The organism is Pseudomonas sp. AN-1 (assembly GCF_034057115.1).
Taxonomy (GTDB): Bacteria; Pseudomonadota; Gammaproteobacteria; order Pseudomonadales; family Pseudomonadaceae; genus Geopseudomonas.
On record NZ_CP139195.1, the window covers coordinates 2,583,146 to 2,600,410 of the forward strand.

Sequence of the window (17,265 nt, forward strand, 5' to 3'; positions counted from 1 at the left end):
GCCGGGATTGTCGGCCCTGCCGGCCGACAATAGCCCCATCGCCAGACGCGTACCGCGGACTGGCCGCAGCCAGGACCAGGCCCCGCGCCGCTGGCCGCCCGAGCCGATAGCCAAGAGGAACAACAAGATGACCCGCTATATCGACGTCAACGACCTGAGCCGCCTGGTGGCCCGCCAGGGCCTGACCACCTGCCTGGCCGAGATGACCGAGTACCTGCGCCAGGACTACCTGCGCTGGCCGGAGTTCGAGAAGTGCGCCCGGGTGGCCAACCACTCGGCCGACGGCGTGATCGAGCTGATGCCGGTGTCCGACGCCGCTCTGTACGCGTTCAAGTACGTCAACGGCCATCCGAAGAACACCCGCGACGGCATGCTCACCGTGATGGCCTTCGGCGCCCTCGGCGACGTCGCCACCGGCAAGCCGGTGCTGCTCAGCGAGCTGACCCTGACCACCGCCCTGCGCACCGCCGCCACCTCGGTGCTGGCCGCCAGCGTGCTGGCACGCAAGAACGCGCGCAGCATGGCGCTGATCGGCAACGGCTCGCAGAGCGAGTTCCAGGCCATCGCCTTCCACCACATCCTCGGCATCGACGAGATCCGCCTGTACGACGTCGACCCGCAGGCCACCCGCAAGCTGGCACGCAACCTGGCCGGCTTCCCGGGCATCAAGGTGATCATCGCCGAGTCCACCGCTGCGGCGGTGCGCGGCGCCGACATCGTCACCACGGTGACCGCCGACAAGACCAACGCCACCATCCTCACCCCGGAGATGATCGAGCCGGGCATGCACCTCAACGGCGTGGGCGGCGACTGCCCGGGCAAGACCGAGCTGCACCGCAGCATCGTCGAGGCGGCCAGCGTGTTCGTCGAGTACGAGCCGCAGAGCCGCATCGAGGGCGAGATCCAGCAGCTGCCGGCCGGCTCGCCTACCACCGAGCTGTGGCAGGTGCTGAGCGGCGCCGCCGCCGGCCGGCGCAGCGAGGCGGAAGTCACCCTGTTCGACTCGGTGGGCTTCGCCCTTGAGGACTACTCGGCCCTGCGCTACGTGCGCGACGTCGCCGAGCGCCTGGACATCGGCAGCCTGATCGAGCTGGTGCCCAGCCCGCGCGATCCGAAGAACCTGTTCGCCCTGCTCGGCGAGGGCGTCGAGCAGCCGCTGCTCAAGCGCGCCTGATCGGCCAACGCGCAACACCGAACGCCCCGCGCCATCAGGCCCGGGGCGTTTTGCCGTCTCCGTGGTCAGGGCGCTGGCCGCAGACCGAGACTGCAAAGCAAACGAGCGGGGCCGCCCTGCGGCGGCCCCGGTCGTCATGCCGTGGGGAAGGATCGCGTCAGCGCGCGGCGCGCATCAGCGTCGATTTGCCGAACAGGCTCTCGGTCAGCTCCACCGCCACCCGGGCGGTGCGGTTGCACTGGTCCAGCGCCGGATTCAGCTCGACGATGTCCAGCGAGCGCAGCAGGCCGGTGTCGGCGATCATCTCCATGCACAGCTGCGCCTCGCGGTAGCTCGGCCCGCCGGGCACCGTGGTGCCGACCCCGGGGGCGATCTCCGGGTCGAGGAAGTCGACGTCGAAGCTGACGTGCAGGTGGGTGTCGTCGTCGAGGTCGGCCAGCGCCTGCTGCATGGCGGCGCGCATGCCCACCTCGTCGAGGTAGCGCATGTCCATCACCTCGAGGCCGGCCTCGTGGACGCGCACGCGCTCGCCCTCGTCGACGCTGCGGATGCCGATCTGACGGATCCACTGCGGCTGGATCGCCGGAACCTGGCCGGCCATCTCGACCAGTTCGCGCGGGCCGTCGCCGCACAGGCAGGCCACCGGCATGCCGTGGAGGTTGCCCGACGGGGTGAGCTGCGAGGTGTTGAAGTCGGCGTGGGCGTCCAGCCAGATGATCCTCAGCTTCTTGCCGGTATCACGGCAGTGGCGGGCCACCGCACTGATCGAGCCGACGCCCAGGCAGTGGTCGCCGCCGAGCAGGATCGGCAGGCGTTCCTCGCGCAGCTCAGCGTAGATAGCATCGTGCACCGCCTGGTTCCAGGCGATCACTTCCGCCAGATGGCGGTAGCCCTGCTGCGGCGGCAGCCAGGGATTTGCCGGGCCGCTCAGGTTACCGCGGTCGAGCACGTGGAAGCCGCGCTCGCGCAGCGCGCTCTCCAGGCCGGCGACGCGCAGGGCCTCCGGCCCCATGGAGGCACCGCGGGCGCCGGCGCCGACATCGGTGGGCGCCCCGACCAGGCTGACGGTCTTGGGCAGGGGGGACGGGGCATGAAAGGCAGACACGATGGCGGCTCCGGTTGAGTGAAATGGTGGGAAAATTCTAGGAAAGAGGCCGCCTAGCAGATAGATAGATAAATTACATTTTTCGTACAATGACGAAGCAAAAAGACAGACTAGTCTGACGTTTTGTCAAAAACCCTTCCCGCCCAGCCCGGTGACGCCCATGCATGACCAACCCGATGACCTCGACCGCCGCCTGCTCGCCCTGCTGCGCGAGGACGGTCGCGCCTCCACCGCCGCCCTGGCCGAACGCCTCAAGGTCTCGCGCGGCACGGTGCAGAACCGCATCGACCGCCTGCAGCGCTCCGGCCTGCTGGTCGGCTTCACCATCAAGCTGCGCAACGAGCTGGAAAGCAGCGGCGTGCGCGCCATCACCCTGATCGAGCTGCGCGGCGGCGCCAGCGACGCGGTGATCGCCGCCCTGCGCCAGATCCCCGAGGTGGTGCAGGTGCATACCACCAATGGCCGCTGGGATCTGGTGGCGGAGATCCATACCGGCACCCTGGTCGAATTCGACCGGGTGCTGCGCGAGCTGCGCGCGATCAAGGGCGTCGCCAACTCGGAGAGCAACCTGCTGCTGGCGGCCTACAAGTGAGGGCGCTCGTACAGATTTGCGACACCGCCGGCGCCCCGGGAACATAAAAGCAGCAGTCGACAGCCGATTCTGCTGTTTTCGGTTTTTTAACAACGATTTCTTGCCCGGCGGACAGCCCTTTACGACACCAATGGCGGCACGCCACAGGTCATTCTCTGTGCCCAGCCGATGCCGGCCCGGCGGTCCACACCGCCCGGTCCAGGCCCGTGGCACAACAAAAACAAGACCTACAGTGGAACACCTCCATGAAAAAATTCTGCACGCTGGTAGCCGCAGTCGTCCTCCCCCTGTCCGCCGGACTGGCCCAGGCCAAGGAGTGGAAGGAAATCCGCTTCGGGGTATTCCCCGACTATCCGCCCTTCGAGTCGGTGGCCGCCGACGGCAGCCTCAAGGGCTTCGACATCGAGCTGGGCAACGCCATCTGCGCCAAGCTGGAGGTCAAGTGCACCTGGGTGACCAATGACTTCGACGGCCTGATCCCCGCCCTGCGCGCCCGCAAGTTCGACGGCATCATGTCGTCGATGGCCGTCACCCCGGCCCGCGAGAAGCAGATCGACTTCTCCGACAAGCTGTTCCTCAGCCCCACCTCGGTGGTCACCCGCAAGGACGCCGGCTTCGGCGAAACCCCGGAATCGCTGGCGGGCAAGCAGGTCGGCGTGCTGCAGGGCTCCATCCAGGAAGTCTACGCCCGCGCCAAGCTGGCCCCGGCCGGCGCGCAGATCAAGGCCTACCAGTCGATGGACCAGAACTACGCCGACCTGGCCAACGGCCGCCTCGACGCCATCGTCACCGACAAGCTGGAAGCCGAGCTGAACTTCCTCTCCCTGCCCAAGGGCCAGGCCTTCCACAGCGGCCCGGCGATCCTCGATCCGGGCCTGCCCTCGGTGATCGCCATCGGCCTGCGCAAGAACGACGCCGAGCTGAAGGCGCTGCTCAACAAGGGCATCGCCGCCCTGCACGCCGACGGCACCTACAAGGCAATCGAGCGCAAGTACTTCGGTCCGCAGGACATCTACCACGAGTAAGCGCGCCACCGCCCGGCCCGCCTGACCCGGCGGCCGGGCCCCGCCCTCGCCATTCCGAACAGGTATTCCATCGTGAATGACCTCCTGCTCTCCCTCGGCCTGCCGGTCCTCGACCTGCACGGCTTCGGCCCCCTGTTGCTGCAGGGCACCTGGATGACGCTGAAACTGGCGGCGCTGTCGCTGCTGCTCAGCGTGGCCCTCGGCCTGCTCGGCGCCAGCGCCAAGCTCGCCCCGCTGCGCTGGCTGCGCCTGCTGGCCACCGGCTACACCACGCTGATCCGCGGCGTGCCCGACCTGGTGCTGATCCTGCTGATCTTCTACAGCCTGCAGACCTGGCTCAACGAGCTGACCGACGCGCTGGGCTGGGACTACATCGAGATCGACCCGTTCAGCGCCGGCGTGGCCACCCTCGGCTTCATCTACGGCGCCTACTTCACCGAGACCTTCCGCGGCGCCATCCTCAGCGTGCCGCGCGGCCAGCTGGAGGCGGCCACCGCCTACGGCCTCGGCGCGCTCAAGCGCTTCCGCCTGGTGCTGTTCCCGCAGATGATGCGCTTCGCCCTGCCGGGCCTGGGCAACAACTGGCTGGTGCTGCTCAAGGCCACCGCGCTGGTGTCGATCATCGGCCTCTCCGACCTGGTCAAGGCGGTGCAGAACGCCGGCAAGAGCAGCGGCGAGCCGTTCCAGTTCCTGATCATCGCCGGCCTGGTCTACCTGCTGATCACCAGCCTGTCCAACCTGGTGTTCCGCCGCCTGGAGCGCCACTACAACACCGGCATCAAGGAGCTGGCGCCATGATCGAGCTGCTGCAACAGTACGGCCTGGCCTTCCTGTGGAACGACGGCTACAACCTCTCCGGCCTGGCCATGACCCTCTGGCTGCTGGTCGCCTCCATCGGCCTGGGCTTCGTCCTCGCCCTGCCGCTGGCCATCGCCCGCGTGTCGCGCAACCGCCTGCTGCGCTGGCCGGTGCAGTTCTACACCTGGCTGTTCCGCGGCACGCCGCTGTATATCCAGCTGCTGATCTGCTACACCGGCCTGTACAGCCTGGAGGCGGTGCGTTCCCAGCCGCTGCTGGACGCCTTCTTCCGCGAGGCGATCAACTGCACCATCCTGGCCTTCGCGCTGAACACCTGCGCCTACACGGTGGAGATCTTCGCCGGGGCGATCCGCAACATTCCCCACGGCGAGATCGAGGCCGCCCGCGCCTACGGCCTCACCGGCTGGCGCCTGTACCTGCACCTGATCATCCCCTCGGCGCTGCGCCGCGCCCTGCCCTACTACGGCAACGAGGTGATCCTCATGCTGCACGCCACCTCGCTGGCGTTCACCGCCACCGTGCCGGACATCCTCAAGGTCGCCCGCGACGCCAACGCCGCCACCTTCATGACCTTCCAGGCCTTCGGCATCGCCGCCCTGCTCTACATGCTGCTGTCCTTCCTGCTGGTCGGCCTGTTCCGTCTCGCCGAACGCCACTGGATGACCTTTCTCGGCCCAACCCGGGGTAACTCGTGATGAACCAGACCGCCTACGCCATGCCCGCCAGCCCGGCCGGCCTCCTCTCCGCCCGCGCCGCTGCCCAGCCGCGCAGCGTCGCCGGCACCACCCTGCACAAGCTGCAGGTGGCCGACCTGCACAAGCGCTACGGCGACAACGAGGTGCTCAAGGGCGTCTCGCTCGACGCCCGCAGCGGCGACGTGATCAGCCTGATCGGCACCAGCGGCTCGGGCAAGAGCACCATGCTGCGCTGCATCAACTTCCTCGAGCAGCCCGACTCCGGCAGCATCACCCTCGACGGCCAGACCATCGCCATGCGCCAGGGGCGCAACGGCAGCAGCGTCGCCGACAAGGCCCAGCTGCAGAGCCTGCGCACCCGCCTGGCCATGGTGTTCCAGCACTTCAACCTGTGGAGCCACCTGAGCGTGCTGGACAACATCACCATGGCGCCGCGCCAGGTGCTCGGCGTCCCGGCCCGCGAGGCCGAGGAGCGCGCCCGCGCCTATCTGGACAAGGTCGGCCTGCCGGCGCGGGTCGCCGGGCAGTACCCGGCCTTCCTCTCCGGTGGCCAGCAGCAGCGCGTGGCCATCGCCCGCGCGCTGGCCATGGAGCCGGAGATCATCCTGTTCGACGAGCCGACCTCGGCCCTCGACCCGGAACTGGTTGGCGAAGTGCTCAAGGTGATCCAGACTCTCGCCGAGGAGGGTCGCACCATGATCATGGTCACCCACGAGATGGGCTTCGCCCGCCAGGTCTCCAGCCAGGTGCTGTTCCTCCACCAGGGCCGCGTCGAGGAGCAGGGCAGCGCCCAGATCCTCGACCACCCGGCCAGCGAACGCCTGCAACAGTTCCTCTCCAACCGGTTGAAGTGAAGCCATGCCCGACGCCAGCCCAGACCACAACCTGCCCCTCGACCGCATCGACCAGGCGATCATCGAGGTGCTGCGCCACAACGGGCGGATCACCTACCAGAAGCTCTCCGAGCTGGTGCACCTGACCCCGCGGCCCTGCCTCGAGCGGGTGCGCAAGCTGGAGCGCATGGGGGTGATCCTCGGCTACGGCGCCATCGTCGACCTGCAGCAGGTCTCCCCCGGCCTGTCGCTGCTGGTGCTGGTGGCGCTGTCCAACCAGAGCGGGCGCGCCGCGCAGAAGGCCTTCGAGGCCTGCATGCGCGCCTGCCCGCAGGTGCTCGAGTGCCGCCTGATCAGCGGCACCTTCGACTACAGCCTGCGCATGCGCTGCCGCGACATGGAGCACTACCGGGTACTGACCGAGGCCTGGCTGGACAATCCCGAGCTGCACATCGACAAGCTGGTCGCCCACCCCGAGCTGGCCACGGTGAAGAACCCCGCGCCCATGCCGGGCTGAGGAGCGGCACTGCGGCCGCCATGCCGGACGGCTGCTCACCGGCAAGCATGGGACGGCGGCAAGCGTTTGATCGCACTGGAATTTTTTCTGCATCGAGGGGTTGACAGGCGCCCCGCCGGAGAGAATAATGCGCGCCGTTGGCTACGTAGCTCAGCTGGTTAGAGCACGGCATTCATAATGCTGGGGTCCGGGGTTCAAGTCCCTGCGTAGCCACCAAATACTAGTTTCAGGTTGTCTCATGATGTATCTGAAACGCCCCAAGAAGCCCGCCCCGTGCGGGCTTTCTTGTTTCTGCTTGTCTCGTTTTGTCTCGCTATAGCACTGGGCGCGGTGTATGCCCCTGTGTATGCTTCGTGATTACTTGAACCCGAGGCGTACACGGATGAAGCGAGCAGACATCAAGCGCCGCCCGCTGGCGGATACCACCCTGGCCAGCCTCGAACCCGAGGCCAGCACCTACCGGGAGCTGGACGGCGCCGGCCTGTACTTCCGGGTAAAGCCCAACGGGCAAAAGTCCTGGGAACTCCGCTACAAGAAACCGGACGGCAAGTGGTCCTGGCTGGGGCTGGGCGGGTATCCCGAGGTTGGCGGCGCCCTCGCCCGCCAGAAGGCCGCAGAGCTGCGCGCCGATCAGGCTGCAGGCAAGAACCCCATGGCGAGCAGGCAGGCCCGCAAGGCCGCCGAGCTGGCTGCCACCAACAGCACGTTCGAGGCCCTGGCGAGGGAGTGGCACAGCTCCCGCCTGGCCAGTTGGGACCCCGGCACGGCAAAGCGCATCCTCGGCGCACTGGAGCTGCACGTGTTCCCCACCTTCGGGAAGCGGGCCTTCGCCGAGATCACCACCATGGAATGGTTGGAACTGCTGCGCGGGATGGAGCGCAAAGGCATCCTCGAACAACTGAGCAGGGTCCGAGCCTACTGCAAGGATGCCTACGACCTGGCCCGAGTGACCGGCCGCGCCAGCTACAACCCGCTGGAAGGGCTGCACAAGTTCATCCAAGCCCCGACCGCCGACAACTACGCCCACGTCTCCCTCGATGAGCTGCCGGCCCTGCTGCGCGCCATCCGGGCCTATCCCCATGCCCATGATGTGCGCCTCGGGCTTCACCTGCTGTCCCTGCTGGCCGTCCGCCCGTCCGAGCTGCGCGAAGCCGAGTGGTCGGAATTCGACTTCGAGCGCCAGCTATGGACCATCCCCGAGCAGCGCAAGGGCCGCAAGGGTGGCCGCGAACACCTGGTGCCGCTCCCTCGCCAAGCCGTCGAGGCACTGGAGGAGCTGCGCACCATCACCGGAGCCTATCCCCTGCTGTTCCCTGGGCGCAGCGACCGCACCAAGCCCCGCAGCGACACCGTATTCCTGATGGCCTTGCGCCGCCTCGGCTACGAAGGCCGGCAGACCGGCCACGGCTTCCGCCACCTGGCCAGCACCATCCTCAACGAACACGGCTTCGACGCTGACCACATCGAGGCCCAGTTGAGTCACAAGGCCCCCGGCGTGCGCGGCATCTACAACAAGGCCAAGTACCTGGAGCAGCGCCGCACCATGGTGCAGTGGTACGCCGACCACCTGGACAAACTCGCCGCCGGCAACGTGGTGCAAGGCCAGTTCGGCAGGGTGGTTTGAGCATGCGTTTCCCGTACCCCCTGCTTTTTGCGTGTTCCACGTGTTCCGGTGTTCCGCTATTTCGCAAGCCATTGATTTATAAGGGTTTATCTGACGCGCCCAGCTGGAACACCGATTCTGTTCCGGCGTGTTCCAAGGTGTTCCACGTGTTCCGCTTTCGGCGCATCCACCGGGCCGGCGAAATGGCCGCAAACCCGCGCCAGCCGTGGCCTGCAGCCGATTCGCGGTGCTCAACGTCGGCGCCAGCGGCTGGCGCCCGGCTCAACGCACCAGCCCGCCGAAAGGCACCACAGCCCCGGCCCGGCCGCGCTCGATTCGGCACGACAACGGGCAGCCCTTCGCCTGCTGGCCCATGGTCGCCACGGCGATCCGCCGCACCTGCGCCAGCCACCGAACAGGCCCGAGCAACTGGGGCTCGCCGCCGGGCACAGCCCGCCAGCATCGAGCGCCGCGCCGCCCTGGTGCTGCTCGGGCTGGCGCTGGAACCGGCGACGATCCGCACCACCTGCGCCAACAGCTGGGGGACCGCTGGCCTCGATGCCCGCCCGCACCTGGTGCAGCCGCTCGGCTGTCCTGCCGCCGGGGCAGACGCTCACCCCGAGCAGTTGGCGCCCAACGCCGCCCAGCCTGCGCCGAGCGAGCACCACGCGGTTAACCTAGCAGCACCGGCCAGCGGTTAACCGCCCTGCGCCGCTGGCGATCACCAGCACGACACCTGCACCCGGCACGACCGCCAGAAAACCGGCACCCGAGGCGGCAAGGCCCCTGCCCTTGCCTGCTGGCCAGCCGTTCGCCGACAAACACCAACGAATAAAGCCGGTGCGAGCGCGCGGGCAAGGCGAGCGATAACGGGGCGCGGGGTGCCGTTCGTCGGATTTATTCAGGCGGTTGCGTTCGTATACGTTCGTATACGTTCGCATAGGTTGGGGTGCGTCGAAGGCTCCCCAAATGAACGCGATACGGTGTACAGCTCGCTCGAAAAACACTGTAAATAGATAGCCCTCACCAACAACCGCGAGGGCTTGCCAAAGTGCGACTTTTGTCGTTTTCTACTATGCGCCCTCGTCTCAACCCGAGGGCCTACCTGATGAACCCCACCCCTGCCGCCCACGCGGCGCCCGCCTTCCGCCCGGCTATGCCGGCCATTCTCGACCCTGCCGATCTGCTGACGCCCGAACAGGCCGCCCAACTGCTCGGGCTGTCTGACCGCACCTTGGCCACCTGGCGCAGCACCGGCCGCCATGGCCTCCCGTACATTCGCGTAGGGGGCCGCATCCGCTACAGCAAGGCCGCGTTGACTGCCTGGTTTCAGTCGCGCCAGCGCACCAGCACCGCCAGCCCGGCACAGGGGGCGGCCTGATGCACCAGACCAAGACCACCCCCACCAAAGCCCCCAGCGCGTCCCCTGCGGGCCTTCCTGCCGACCCGGCACCGATGGCCGCCAACGTCCACCCGCTGCGCGCTGCTGGCGCCAGCAAGGTCGCTGCCGGGGCGCTCCCGTTCGATCCGGCCACCACGCTTATCCGCATGCCCGAGCTGCTCGCCCTGACTGGCCTTGGTGGCCGGGCGACTGTGTATCGCGTGCTCAAGGATGACCCGACATTCCCCCGGCCGGTGCCACTGAGCGCCAGCACCGCCCGAAGCGCCCCGGTGGCCTGGGTTCTGGGGGAGGTTCAAGAATGGATTCGGACGCGCATCGCCGCCCGTGGGAGTGCTGCATGACAGCCAAGGCAATCATCCCCCGCGACTACCAAGGCCACCCGGTGCGCTTCAACGCCGATGGCTGGCTGCATGCAACCGAGATTGCAGAACGCTTCGGCAAGCGCCTGGACCACTGGCTGGAAAACGCCGAGACGCTGACCTATATCCGCGCCCTCGATGAAGTGCTGACTGGGCAGCAGACTGGGATTCTAGATACCCGGAAATCCGGGTATGTAAAAACCAGCCGCGCCCGTGCAGACCGTGGCGGCGGCACCTGGCTGCACCCGAAGCTGGCGGTCATGTTCGCCCGCTGGCTCGATGCGAAGTTCGCCGTCTGGTGCGACATGCAAATCGACACCCTGCTACGCGGCGACGGCAGCCACTGGGCCACGGCCCGGCACGAGGCCACCCTCGGGCACCGCGCCGTCTGCGATGCCGTGGCGCTCAACTGCGAGGCGCGCGGCAAGACCGCCCAGCGGCACCACTTCATCAACGAAAACCGCCTCATCAACGAGGTAGCTACCGGCGCCTTCGCCGGCCGCAGCCGCGACCAGCTGAACGCCGCCGAGCTGGAAATCGTCACCCTGGTCGAACTGCGCGCCGCCTCCCTGCTCGCTGCAGGCATGACCTACGCCGAGCGCAAGGCCAGCCTGCAGGACTACGCGAAGCGGCTGCAGGCCGGGCGCCTGACGCCACGGGCACGCATCGCCAACCATGGGAGCGCCGCATGAGCAGGAAGACCTATCAGCCCGTCACGCTGATCGACACCTACAGCCTGGGATTTCGCTTCCCCTGGCCGGGCTCGCAAGGCCCGCTGCTGCGTAACGGCACCATCGTTGCCGTGTGCTGGGATGGCGACGAAGCGCAATTCGTCAATGCCGCCGGCCTGGCGGTGCCCTGCAGGCCGGGCGACCTGCTGCGCCGCCAACTGACCAGCGCCAGCCACCGGGAGTTCGGGGCGATCATCGGCGACGGTCAATTCGCCATGAAACCGCATGTGCTCAAGGCCAAGGAGGGCGCCGGCACGCTGTGCAAGTGGGTGCTGTACCGCTTCGGCCTGTGCGACTGCTGGTTCTATGATGATGCCGCCGCCTGGGCCGCCCATGAGCAGGCCGAAACCGCCGACCTGACCCCGGCGTACTTTCTGGAAATGGCCGAGCTTGAGCGTCGGCTGCAGAGGCGCCAACGGCTGGCCAGCGAGATTGCCGACAGCCCGCAGGCCCTGCCCGACCTGCCCACGCCTGCGGAACTGGAGGAGCGCCGCCAGAAGGCTATCGCCGAGCGCCTGGCCGACCTGCGGGAACATCGCCGCCAAGCCCTGGAGCAAGACCGCCAGCTTGGCGCCTGGCTGCGTGGCGAGCTGCCCGCGCCGCCCCTGCTGCGGAGTGTCGCGTGATGCTGCCGGTATTCCTGTCCCACGCCTGCCTCGACCTGCCGCACGGCAACGCACCCGGCCAGCTGCTGGCGCTGACACCCGGTGAAGCCAAGGCACGCGCCCAGCTGCGCGTCCTACGTGACCGCGCGCTGGCCGATGGCGCACAGGTGTTGATTCTGCTGTGGCCCGGCGCGGCCTGGACGTTGCTCGCCGTTGAGCCGCCCGCCGATGTGGCCGTGGGCGACGCCCTGGAGCTGGTCCCTAACCTGCTGGCCAACCCCGAGGCCCTGGAGCAGATGCACCAGCGGGCAGCCGCTGGCGATCATCTGGTATGGCTGGCCCTGCAACGGCCTGCCGCCACCCTGCATTGAAACGAAAACGCCCCCGGCTGCAACCTGGGGGCGTGGAGGTACTTCTGCTGTGCAAACGCAACTTACCCCGTGCCCGGTGCTCACGCAAGCATCGATGGCGCCGCGCCGGCTTGCGCCGGCCATTCGTCCGCGCTATCGTTCGCCCGTCACGGTCAATCCCGTGGCCGGGTTTGACGGCCCGATCAAGCAAAAGGCGCACAAGCGCCCCAAGACCATTGCCGGCGCTATTTTTTCGCCTGCAATGTCGCTCTATGGCGGCTGTGCGTGGGGCACCTTCGGGTGCGCCGGGTTCCTTTTGCCCCGGTCCGTCAACCCGCGTACAGCTGCCACCCCAATTCGTTTGACGGCGAACTGTGGCAGCTCCTCAGCAAAAGGAGCACCACCCCATGAAGCACGACCCCGCCCGCAATCCGTCCGCACTCTGCGCACGCGCCAGCGCCCACCGCGCCATGGCCGTCGCCGCCCTGCACTCCGACTCTTCCCTCTCCAACCGGCTGCGCCGCTACAACCACCACATGGGCATCGCCCGCGCCCTGGAAGGCGAGGCCGCGCAGCAGCAGACTACCAGCACCCGCGACCCGCGCGCCGCCCTGGCCTGGCTCAAGGCCGGCAAGGCGCTGCGTATCGACTCGCTCAACCTGCGCGACCACCTGCGCCACGTGCGCGCCCTGGCCGCCCTGGAAGCCCGTGGGGGTGTGCAATGAGTCGCCCGGCCCTGACCCCTGCCCAGATCATCGAAGCCGCCCGCACGCGGCTGGCGAAGGCCAAGACTGCCGAGAGCATCCGTTTCGAGGAGTGCACCGCCGTCGGCATGCTCGGCGCCCTGGAAGACCTGCGCCTGATCGACATGGACACCTGGCGCACCCTGCGCAACGAGTTCGACGCCCTGGCCGACAGCCGCCGCGCGCTGCTGGAAGGGGGTGCGCAATGAACCTCCCAGCCATTACCACCGCTCGTGTTCTGGAGGGCGCCGCCCGAGAGCATGCCGATAGCCTGGTGTGCGTCGGGCTGGGCTTGGAGGCCCTTGCTGAGCTGCTGATGGAGGGCGGCGAGGACCGGATGACCACCGATCAGGTCAACGGGCTGCATCACGCCATCATCGCCCTGGGCCGCCTGGCAAAAGCCGCTGGTCACGACTTGGCCAGCATCACGGAAAGGAGTGCCTTCGAGCGCAACGGGGAGTGCCACGCATGAAACAGCCCGCCCCTTACCTGCTGGCCCAACTGGGCGCCGAGCTGCCGGAGCTGTGCGCCGGCCTGCAGCGCATCGTGACCGTGACGAAGGAGCGCGACCCGGCCACCGGCCTGCGCCGCCCCGTCGATCCCTACACCCTGGACTATCTGGCGTCCGACCTGCTGCGCATCGCCTGCGCCAGCCGTGACCGGGTAGCCGCTGCCGCCGGGCGCCTGGAGCAGCACGGCGAGGCGCTGGCGCAACTGCGCGCCGCCCTGCCGCATGCCGAGCGCATCGGCGCCAGCTGTATCGACGCCGTACCCGTCCACCTGCTGCGCGACCTGCTGGGGGAATAACCCATGACCGAACAACAACGCTGCCAGAAGGCGGCGACGGCCCCGGCTTGCCCGAAGAAAGCCACCGTCCTGCATCTGATCCCGTACCACCTGGAGCTGATCCGCGCCGCCAACGAAGCCCATCGCCGCGTGCTGAACACGCGCGCCATCGGCCCGGACTGGCAGGCCGCGCACAGCGCATGGCTCAACGCTGCCGAATCGCTGGCGGTCGCCATCATCCACCAAGCAGAGCGGGAGGCCCGCCAATGACTGCCCTTCATTCCTGCCGGCCCACCGCCACCGTCCACCACCTGCGCCAGCCCGGCGCCTTCGAGCGGCCCAAGGAGGAGCACGCCATGCCACAGGCCTACTACATCGCCGAGCTGCTGGGGGTGCTCCCCGAACCGCTGCCGCTTGAGCTGGCGCAACTGCTGGCCGTCACCCTGGCCGTGGGCGTGGATGCCATCGGCACCTCTCAGATGCTCGACAGCAGCGGCGCCAGCTGCTGGGGCGTGTTCCGCGTGCACATGATCGTGCGCAACAGGGCACGGGCGGAAGTCGCAGCCCTTGGCCTGGCTCATGAGCTGGGCGACGCCACCCGCGCCTGCATCCTCGGTGACTGGCAAGAGCCTATCGGTGGGCAGGCGTCGGCCGCTGGCGCCCGCTGTGCTGGGGGTGTCGCATGACCATCCACATTCCGCTCGAACGCATTCCAAGCAGCACCAGCGACTCGGACGCCTACGACACTGCAACCCTGCACCTGGAGAAAGCGGAAACGCTGGTCGCCCTGCTGGTGGCCCTCGATGGGACCGGGGCGCAGCAGAACCTTTCCGCCAAGGCACTGGGCTGCACCTTCGTCGCCCTCTCCGAAGAACTGGCCAGCGTGCGCGCTGCCCTGCGGCAGTACCACCAGCGAGGTGACGCATGACCGAACAACGCAAATCAGAGTTCCCCAGCTTCGCCGAGGTGAAGGCCGCCGCCCTGCGCTCGATTGACCGCGTGCTGGCGCACTGGCTGCCCGGCGGCAAGCTGGTGGACGCCAACAAGGAGTACACCGCGCCCAACCCCACGCGGGCCGACAAGCACACCGGCTCGCTCAAGGTGAACATGCGCCGGGGCACCTGGTCCGACTTCGCCACCGGGGACAAGGGCGGCGACCTGATAGACCTGGTGCAGTACCTCAACCGCTGCAGCCACGTGGACGCCTGCAACAAGCTGGCCGACTTCCTGGGCGTGACCGCTGGCGCCAGCCCGGCGCCGGCCACCAGCAGCGCCAGCAAGCCCGCCGCGCCCGAGTGGGCACCTGTGCTGCCGATCCCCGCCGAGGCCATGGCCAAGGTCCACAAGACCCACCGCCAGCACGGCAAGCCGTCCAAGGTGTGGGTCTACAAGGATGCGCAGGGACAGCCGCTGATGGTGCTCTACCGCTTCGACAAGGCCCCGGACGCTGACGGCAAGCGGGAAAAGGTCTTTGCCCCGCTGACCTGGTGCCGCAACGCCAGCGGCGCCGGGCAATGGCGCTGGGCGAGCCTGCCCGAGCCGCGCCCGCTGCTGCGCCTCGATGAACTGGCGCAGCGCCTCGAGGCGCCCGTGGTGCTCTGCGAGGGCGAGAAGTCCGCCGACGCTGCCGCCCAGCTGCTGCCCGACCACGTGGCCACCTGCTGGCCCAATGGCGCGCAGTCCTGGCAGAAGGCCGACTTCGCCCCGCTGGCCGGGCGCGACGTGCTGCTGTGGCCGGATAACGACCGCAACGGCCTGGCCTGCATGCGCTCGATTGCCGATCACCTGCGCCAGCTGGGCGCCGCGTCCGTGCGTACCGTGGCGCTCGACGTGTTCACCCGGCGCCCGGTAGTGGTGGACGCCGCCGCCACCTTCGAGGCCGGCGGCGAGTGGGCAGACGGCGACGATGCCGCCGACGCGCTGGCCAAGGGCTGGACACCCGAGCACCTGGCCGCGCTGGCGCAGGCCGGCGAGCTGTACGCCGCCCCAGCGGCGCCGGCACAGGCCGCCGAAGCGGCACCCGAGGCTGGCGCCAGCGATGCCCCGACGAAGGCCGCCAGCAAGCCCAGCAGCCGCGCCAAGCGCCAGCCTGCACGCACCCATGCGGCGAGCGCCAACAGCGACAGCAGCGAGCAGCTGTCGGGCTTCCGGGTGACGGATGCCGGGGTGGTCTACTACAGCGACGAAGGCGAACGCCCTGTGTGTTCGCGGCTCGACATTCTGGCGCGCACCCGCGACGACAAGGGCCACAACTGGGGGCTGCTGGTGGAGTTCGACGACCCGGACGGGGCAAAGAAGCGCCTCAACATCCCCTCGCAAGCCATGGCCGGCGAGTTCGGCAAGGAAGTGGTCGGGCCGCTGGTGAGCATGGGCCTGCGCCTGGCCATCGGCCGCAACGCCCGCAACTGCCGCAACGATCTGCAGAGCTACCTGCAGTCCTACGACAGCCACGAGCGTGCGCGCCTGGTCAACCGCCTGGGCTGGCACGATGACGCCTATCTGCTGCCCGGCGAGCAACTGGGCAACAGCGCCGAACACCTGCACTTCTACGAAGGCGGCGCCGCCCTGCCGCCTATCGAGCAGGCCGGCACCCTGGAGGAGTGGCAACAGGGCGTCGCCCGCTACTGCGTCGGCAACAACCGCCTGGCCTTCGTGGTGAGCACGGCCTTTGCCGGCCCGCTGCTGCACCTGCTGGGCGCCGAGTCGGGCGGCTTCCACCTCTACGGCGACAGCTCGGGCGGCAAGACCACCCACCTGAAGGCCGCCGCCTCGGTCTACGGCGGGCCGCGCATGCTGCGCACCTGGCGCAGCACGGACAACGCCCTGGAAGGCACCGCCGCCGCCCACTCGGACGGGCTGCTGGTGCTCGATGAAATCCACCAGTGCGACGCCCGCGTGATTGGCGACACCGTGTACATGCTCGGCAACGGCACCGGCAAGACCCGAGCGAACGACCGGGGAGCCGTCGCCAAACAGGCCTACAGCTGGCGCCTGCTGTTCCTGTCCACCGGGGAAAAGACCCTCGCCCAGCACATGGCCGAAGGCGGCAAGGAGCTGAAAGCCGGGATGGAGGTGCGCATGGTCGGCATCCCAGCCGATGCCGGCAAAGGCCTGGGGCTGTTCGAGGAGCTGCACGGCTTCGCCGAGGCCGGCGAGCTGGCCGATACCCTGACCAGCAACGCCGGCAAGCACCACGGAACGGCCCTGGTCGCATACCTGCGGGCCATGCTCGAATCCAAGCCACTGCCCAAGGTATCCGAGGAGCTGGCGCGGGTGACGGATCACTTCGCCGGCAAGCTGCTGCCTGCTGACGCTGCCGGGCAGGTTCGCCGGGTGGCTGCGCGCTTCGCCCTGGTCGCCACGGCCGGCGAGCTGGCCACCCGCCTGGGCGTCACCGGCTGGCCCGAACTCACGGCCTACAACGCCGCGCGCACCTGCTTCAGCGCCTGGCTCGACGCCCGAGGCGGCGCCGGCAACCTCGAAGAGCAGGCCATCGTCACCCACCTGCGGACGATCATTGAACGCTTCGGGGAAGGCCGCTTCACCCGCTGGGATAACGTGGCAGTGCGTACCGACGAGCACGGGCCGCGCACTACCGACCGCCTGGGCTTCCGTCGCACCGTGGAGCACGGCGTGGGCGATGAGCTGTACACCACGACGGATTACTACGTGCTGTCCGCCGTGTGGGCCTCGGAAGTCTGGAAGGGCTACAACGTGGCCAACGTCAACAAGGTGCTGCTGGCGCGGGGCATCCTCACGCCCGGCACGGACGGCAAGGCCGCCCGCTCCGAACGCCTGCCGGGGATGGGCAAGACGCGCTGTTACCTGGTGAGTGCTGCCGCGCTGAACGCCGACAGCCCCGCCGAACAACTGGCCGAAGCGGCCTGACACCCGACCGGCCACCGGCCTGGCCGGTGGCTGCTGCG

General features: G+C 68.5%; 22 protein-coding genes and 1 tRNA gene. 22 read left to right on the forward strand and 1 reads right to left on the reverse strand.

Going from position 1 to position 17,265, the window contains the following annotated elements; all coding sequences use genetic code 11:
• Window positions 1–127: 127 nt before the first annotated feature.
• Window positions 128–1,174 carry an ornithine cyclodeaminase gene (locus SK095_RS12130; protein WP_136490202.1) on the forward strand — a complete coding sequence of 349 codons (1,047 nt, stop codon included), beginning with the start codon at window positions 128–130 and terminating at the stop codon, window positions 1,172–1,174.
• Window positions 1,175–1,331: 157 nt separating this feature from the next.
• On the opposite strand, the gene rocF is transcribed toward SK095_RS12130, so the two are convergent.
• Complete coding sequence (gene rocF / locus SK095_RS12135; RefSeq protein ID WP_320546440.1) at window positions 1,332–2,279, reverse strand: arginase; 948 nt, start codon at window positions 2,277–2,279, stop codon at window positions 1,332–1,334.
• Window positions 2,280–2,439: 160 nt separating this feature from the next.
• On the opposite strand from rocF, the gene SK095_RS12140 reads away from it, so the two are divergent.
• The 21 genes from SK095_RS12140 (at window position 2,440) to SK095_RS12240 (ending at window position 17,227) form a co-directional block, all read left to right on the forward strand.
• Window positions 2,440–2,871 carry an Lrp/AsnC family transcriptional regulator gene (locus tag SK095_RS12140; protein ID WP_136490203.1) on the forward strand — a complete coding sequence of 144 codons (432 nt, stop codon included), beginning with the start codon at window positions 2,440–2,442 and terminating at the stop codon, window positions 2,869–2,871.
• Between the two features lie 245 nt (window positions 2,872–3,116).
• A complete protein-coding gene (locus SK095_RS12145) occupies window positions 3,117–3,896 on the forward strand; it encodes an ABC transporter substrate-binding protein (RefSeq protein ID WP_201487833.1) in 780 nt (259 codons plus the stop codon).
• A gap of 69 nt (window positions 3,897–3,965) precedes the next feature.
• Window positions 3,966–4,694, forward strand: a complete 729-nt coding sequence (locus SK095_RS12150; protein WP_320548892.1) for an ABC transporter permease — start codon at window positions 3,966–3,968, stop codon at window positions 4,692–4,694.
• Window positions 4,691–5,410 (forward strand): ABC transporter permease, encoded by a 720-nt coding sequence (locus SK095_RS12155; protein ID WP_320546441.1) that lies wholly within the window; start codon window positions 4,691–4,693, stop codon window positions 5,408–5,410. The genes SK095_RS12150 and SK095_RS12155 overlap by 4 nt, the downstream gene beginning before the upstream one ends.
• Before the next feature lie 92 nt (window positions 5,411–5,502).
• Window positions 5,503–6,264 (forward strand): ABC transporter ATP-binding protein, encoded by a 762-nt coding sequence (locus tag SK095_RS12160; protein ID WP_320548893.1) that lies wholly within the window; start codon window positions 5,503–5,505, stop codon window positions 6,262–6,264.
• 4 nt (window positions 6,265–6,268) lie between these two features.
• Window positions 6,269–6,760, forward strand: coding sequence for an Lrp/AsnC family transcriptional regulator (locus SK095_RS12165; RefSeq protein ID WP_320546442.1), 492 nt, complete (start codon window positions 6,269–6,271; stop codon window positions 6,758–6,760).
• A gap of 139 nt (window positions 6,761–6,899) precedes the next feature.
• Window positions 6,900–6,976: transfer RNA gene (locus tag SK095_RS12170), tRNA-Met, on the forward strand.
• A 166-nt stretch (window positions 6,977–7,142) separates the two neighbouring features.
• The gene (locus SK095_RS12175; protein WP_320546443.1) at window positions 7,143–8,384 is read left to right on the forward strand and encodes a tyrosine-type recombinase/integrase; all 1,242 of its coding nucleotides are present in this window, start codon (window positions 7,143–7,145) and stop codon (window positions 8,382–8,384) included.
• Window positions 8,385–9,471: 1,087 nt separating this feature from the next.
• Window positions 9,472–9,744 (forward strand): helix-turn-helix domain-containing protein, encoded by a 273-nt coding sequence (locus tag SK095_RS12180; RefSeq protein ID WP_320546444.1) that lies wholly within the window; start codon window positions 9,472–9,474, stop codon window positions 9,742–9,744.
• Between the two features lie 74 nt (window positions 9,745–9,818).
• A complete protein-coding gene (locus SK095_RS12185; RefSeq protein WP_414153889.1) occupies window positions 9,819–10,106 on the forward strand; it encodes a helix-turn-helix transcriptional regulator in 288 nt (95 codons plus the stop codon).
• Window positions 10,103–10,816, forward strand: coding sequence for a KilA-N domain-containing protein (locus tag SK095_RS12190; RefSeq protein ID WP_320546445.1), 714 nt, complete (start codon window positions 10,103–10,105; stop codon window positions 10,814–10,816). The genes SK095_RS12185 and SK095_RS12190 overlap by 4 nt, the downstream gene beginning before the upstream one ends.
• Window positions 10,813–11,481: a hypothetical protein gene (locus SK095_RS12195; protein WP_320546446.1), complete on the forward strand. Its 669-nt coding sequence runs from the start codon at window positions 10,813–10,815 to the stop codon at window positions 11,479–11,481. Before SK095_RS12190 ends, SK095_RS12195 begins: the two co-directional genes overlap by 4 nt.
• Complete coding sequence (locus SK095_RS12200; protein ID WP_320548895.1) at window positions 11,481–11,831, forward strand: hypothetical protein; 351 nt, start codon at window positions 11,481–11,483, stop codon at window positions 11,829–11,831. Before SK095_RS12195 ends, SK095_RS12200 begins: the two co-directional genes overlap by 1 nt.
• Before the next feature lie 386 nt (window positions 11,832–12,217).
• On the forward strand, window positions 12,218–12,535 hold the full coding sequence (locus SK095_RS12205; RefSeq protein ID WP_320548940.1) for a hypothetical protein: 318 nt from the start codon (window positions 12,218–12,220) through the stop codon (window positions 12,533–12,535).
• On the forward strand, window positions 12,532–12,762 hold the full coding sequence (locus SK095_RS12210) for a hypothetical protein (protein ID WP_320546447.1): 231 nt from the start codon (window positions 12,532–12,534) through the stop codon (window positions 12,760–12,762). The genes SK095_RS12205 and SK095_RS12210 overlap by 4 nt, the downstream gene beginning before the upstream one ends.
• The gene (locus tag SK095_RS12215) at window positions 12,759–13,025 is read left to right on the forward strand and encodes a hypothetical protein (protein ID WP_201487826.1); all 267 of its coding nucleotides are present in this window, start codon (window positions 12,759–12,761) and stop codon (window positions 13,023–13,025) included. The genes SK095_RS12210 and SK095_RS12215 overlap by 4 nt, the downstream gene beginning before the upstream one ends.
• Window positions 13,022–13,360 (forward strand): hypothetical protein, encoded by a 339-nt coding sequence (locus SK095_RS12220; RefSeq protein ID WP_320546448.1) that lies wholly within the window; start codon window positions 13,022–13,024, stop codon window positions 13,358–13,360. Before SK095_RS12215 ends, SK095_RS12220 begins: the two co-directional genes overlap by 4 nt.
• Window positions 13,361–13,363: 3 nt before the next feature.
• A complete protein-coding gene (locus SK095_RS12225) occupies window positions 13,364–13,609 on the forward strand; it encodes a hypothetical protein (protein WP_201487824.1) in 246 nt (81 codons plus the stop codon).
• Complete coding sequence (locus SK095_RS12230) at window positions 13,606–14,025, forward strand: hypothetical protein (RefSeq protein ID WP_320546449.1); 420 nt, start codon at window positions 13,606–13,608, stop codon at window positions 14,023–14,025. The genes SK095_RS12225 and SK095_RS12230 overlap by 4 nt, the downstream gene beginning before the upstream one ends.
• On the forward strand, window positions 14,022–14,267 hold the full coding sequence (locus tag SK095_RS12235; RefSeq protein ID WP_320546450.1) for a hypothetical protein: 246 nt from the start codon (window positions 14,022–14,024) through the stop codon (window positions 14,265–14,267). The genes SK095_RS12230 and SK095_RS12235 overlap by 4 nt, the downstream gene beginning before the upstream one ends.
• A complete protein-coding gene (locus tag SK095_RS12240) occupies window positions 14,264–17,227 on the forward strand; it encodes a DUF927 domain-containing protein (protein WP_320546451.1) in 2,964 nt (987 codons plus the stop codon). The genes SK095_RS12235 and SK095_RS12240 overlap by 4 nt, the downstream gene beginning before the upstream one ends.
• Window positions 17,228–17,265: the final 38 nt, after the last annotated feature.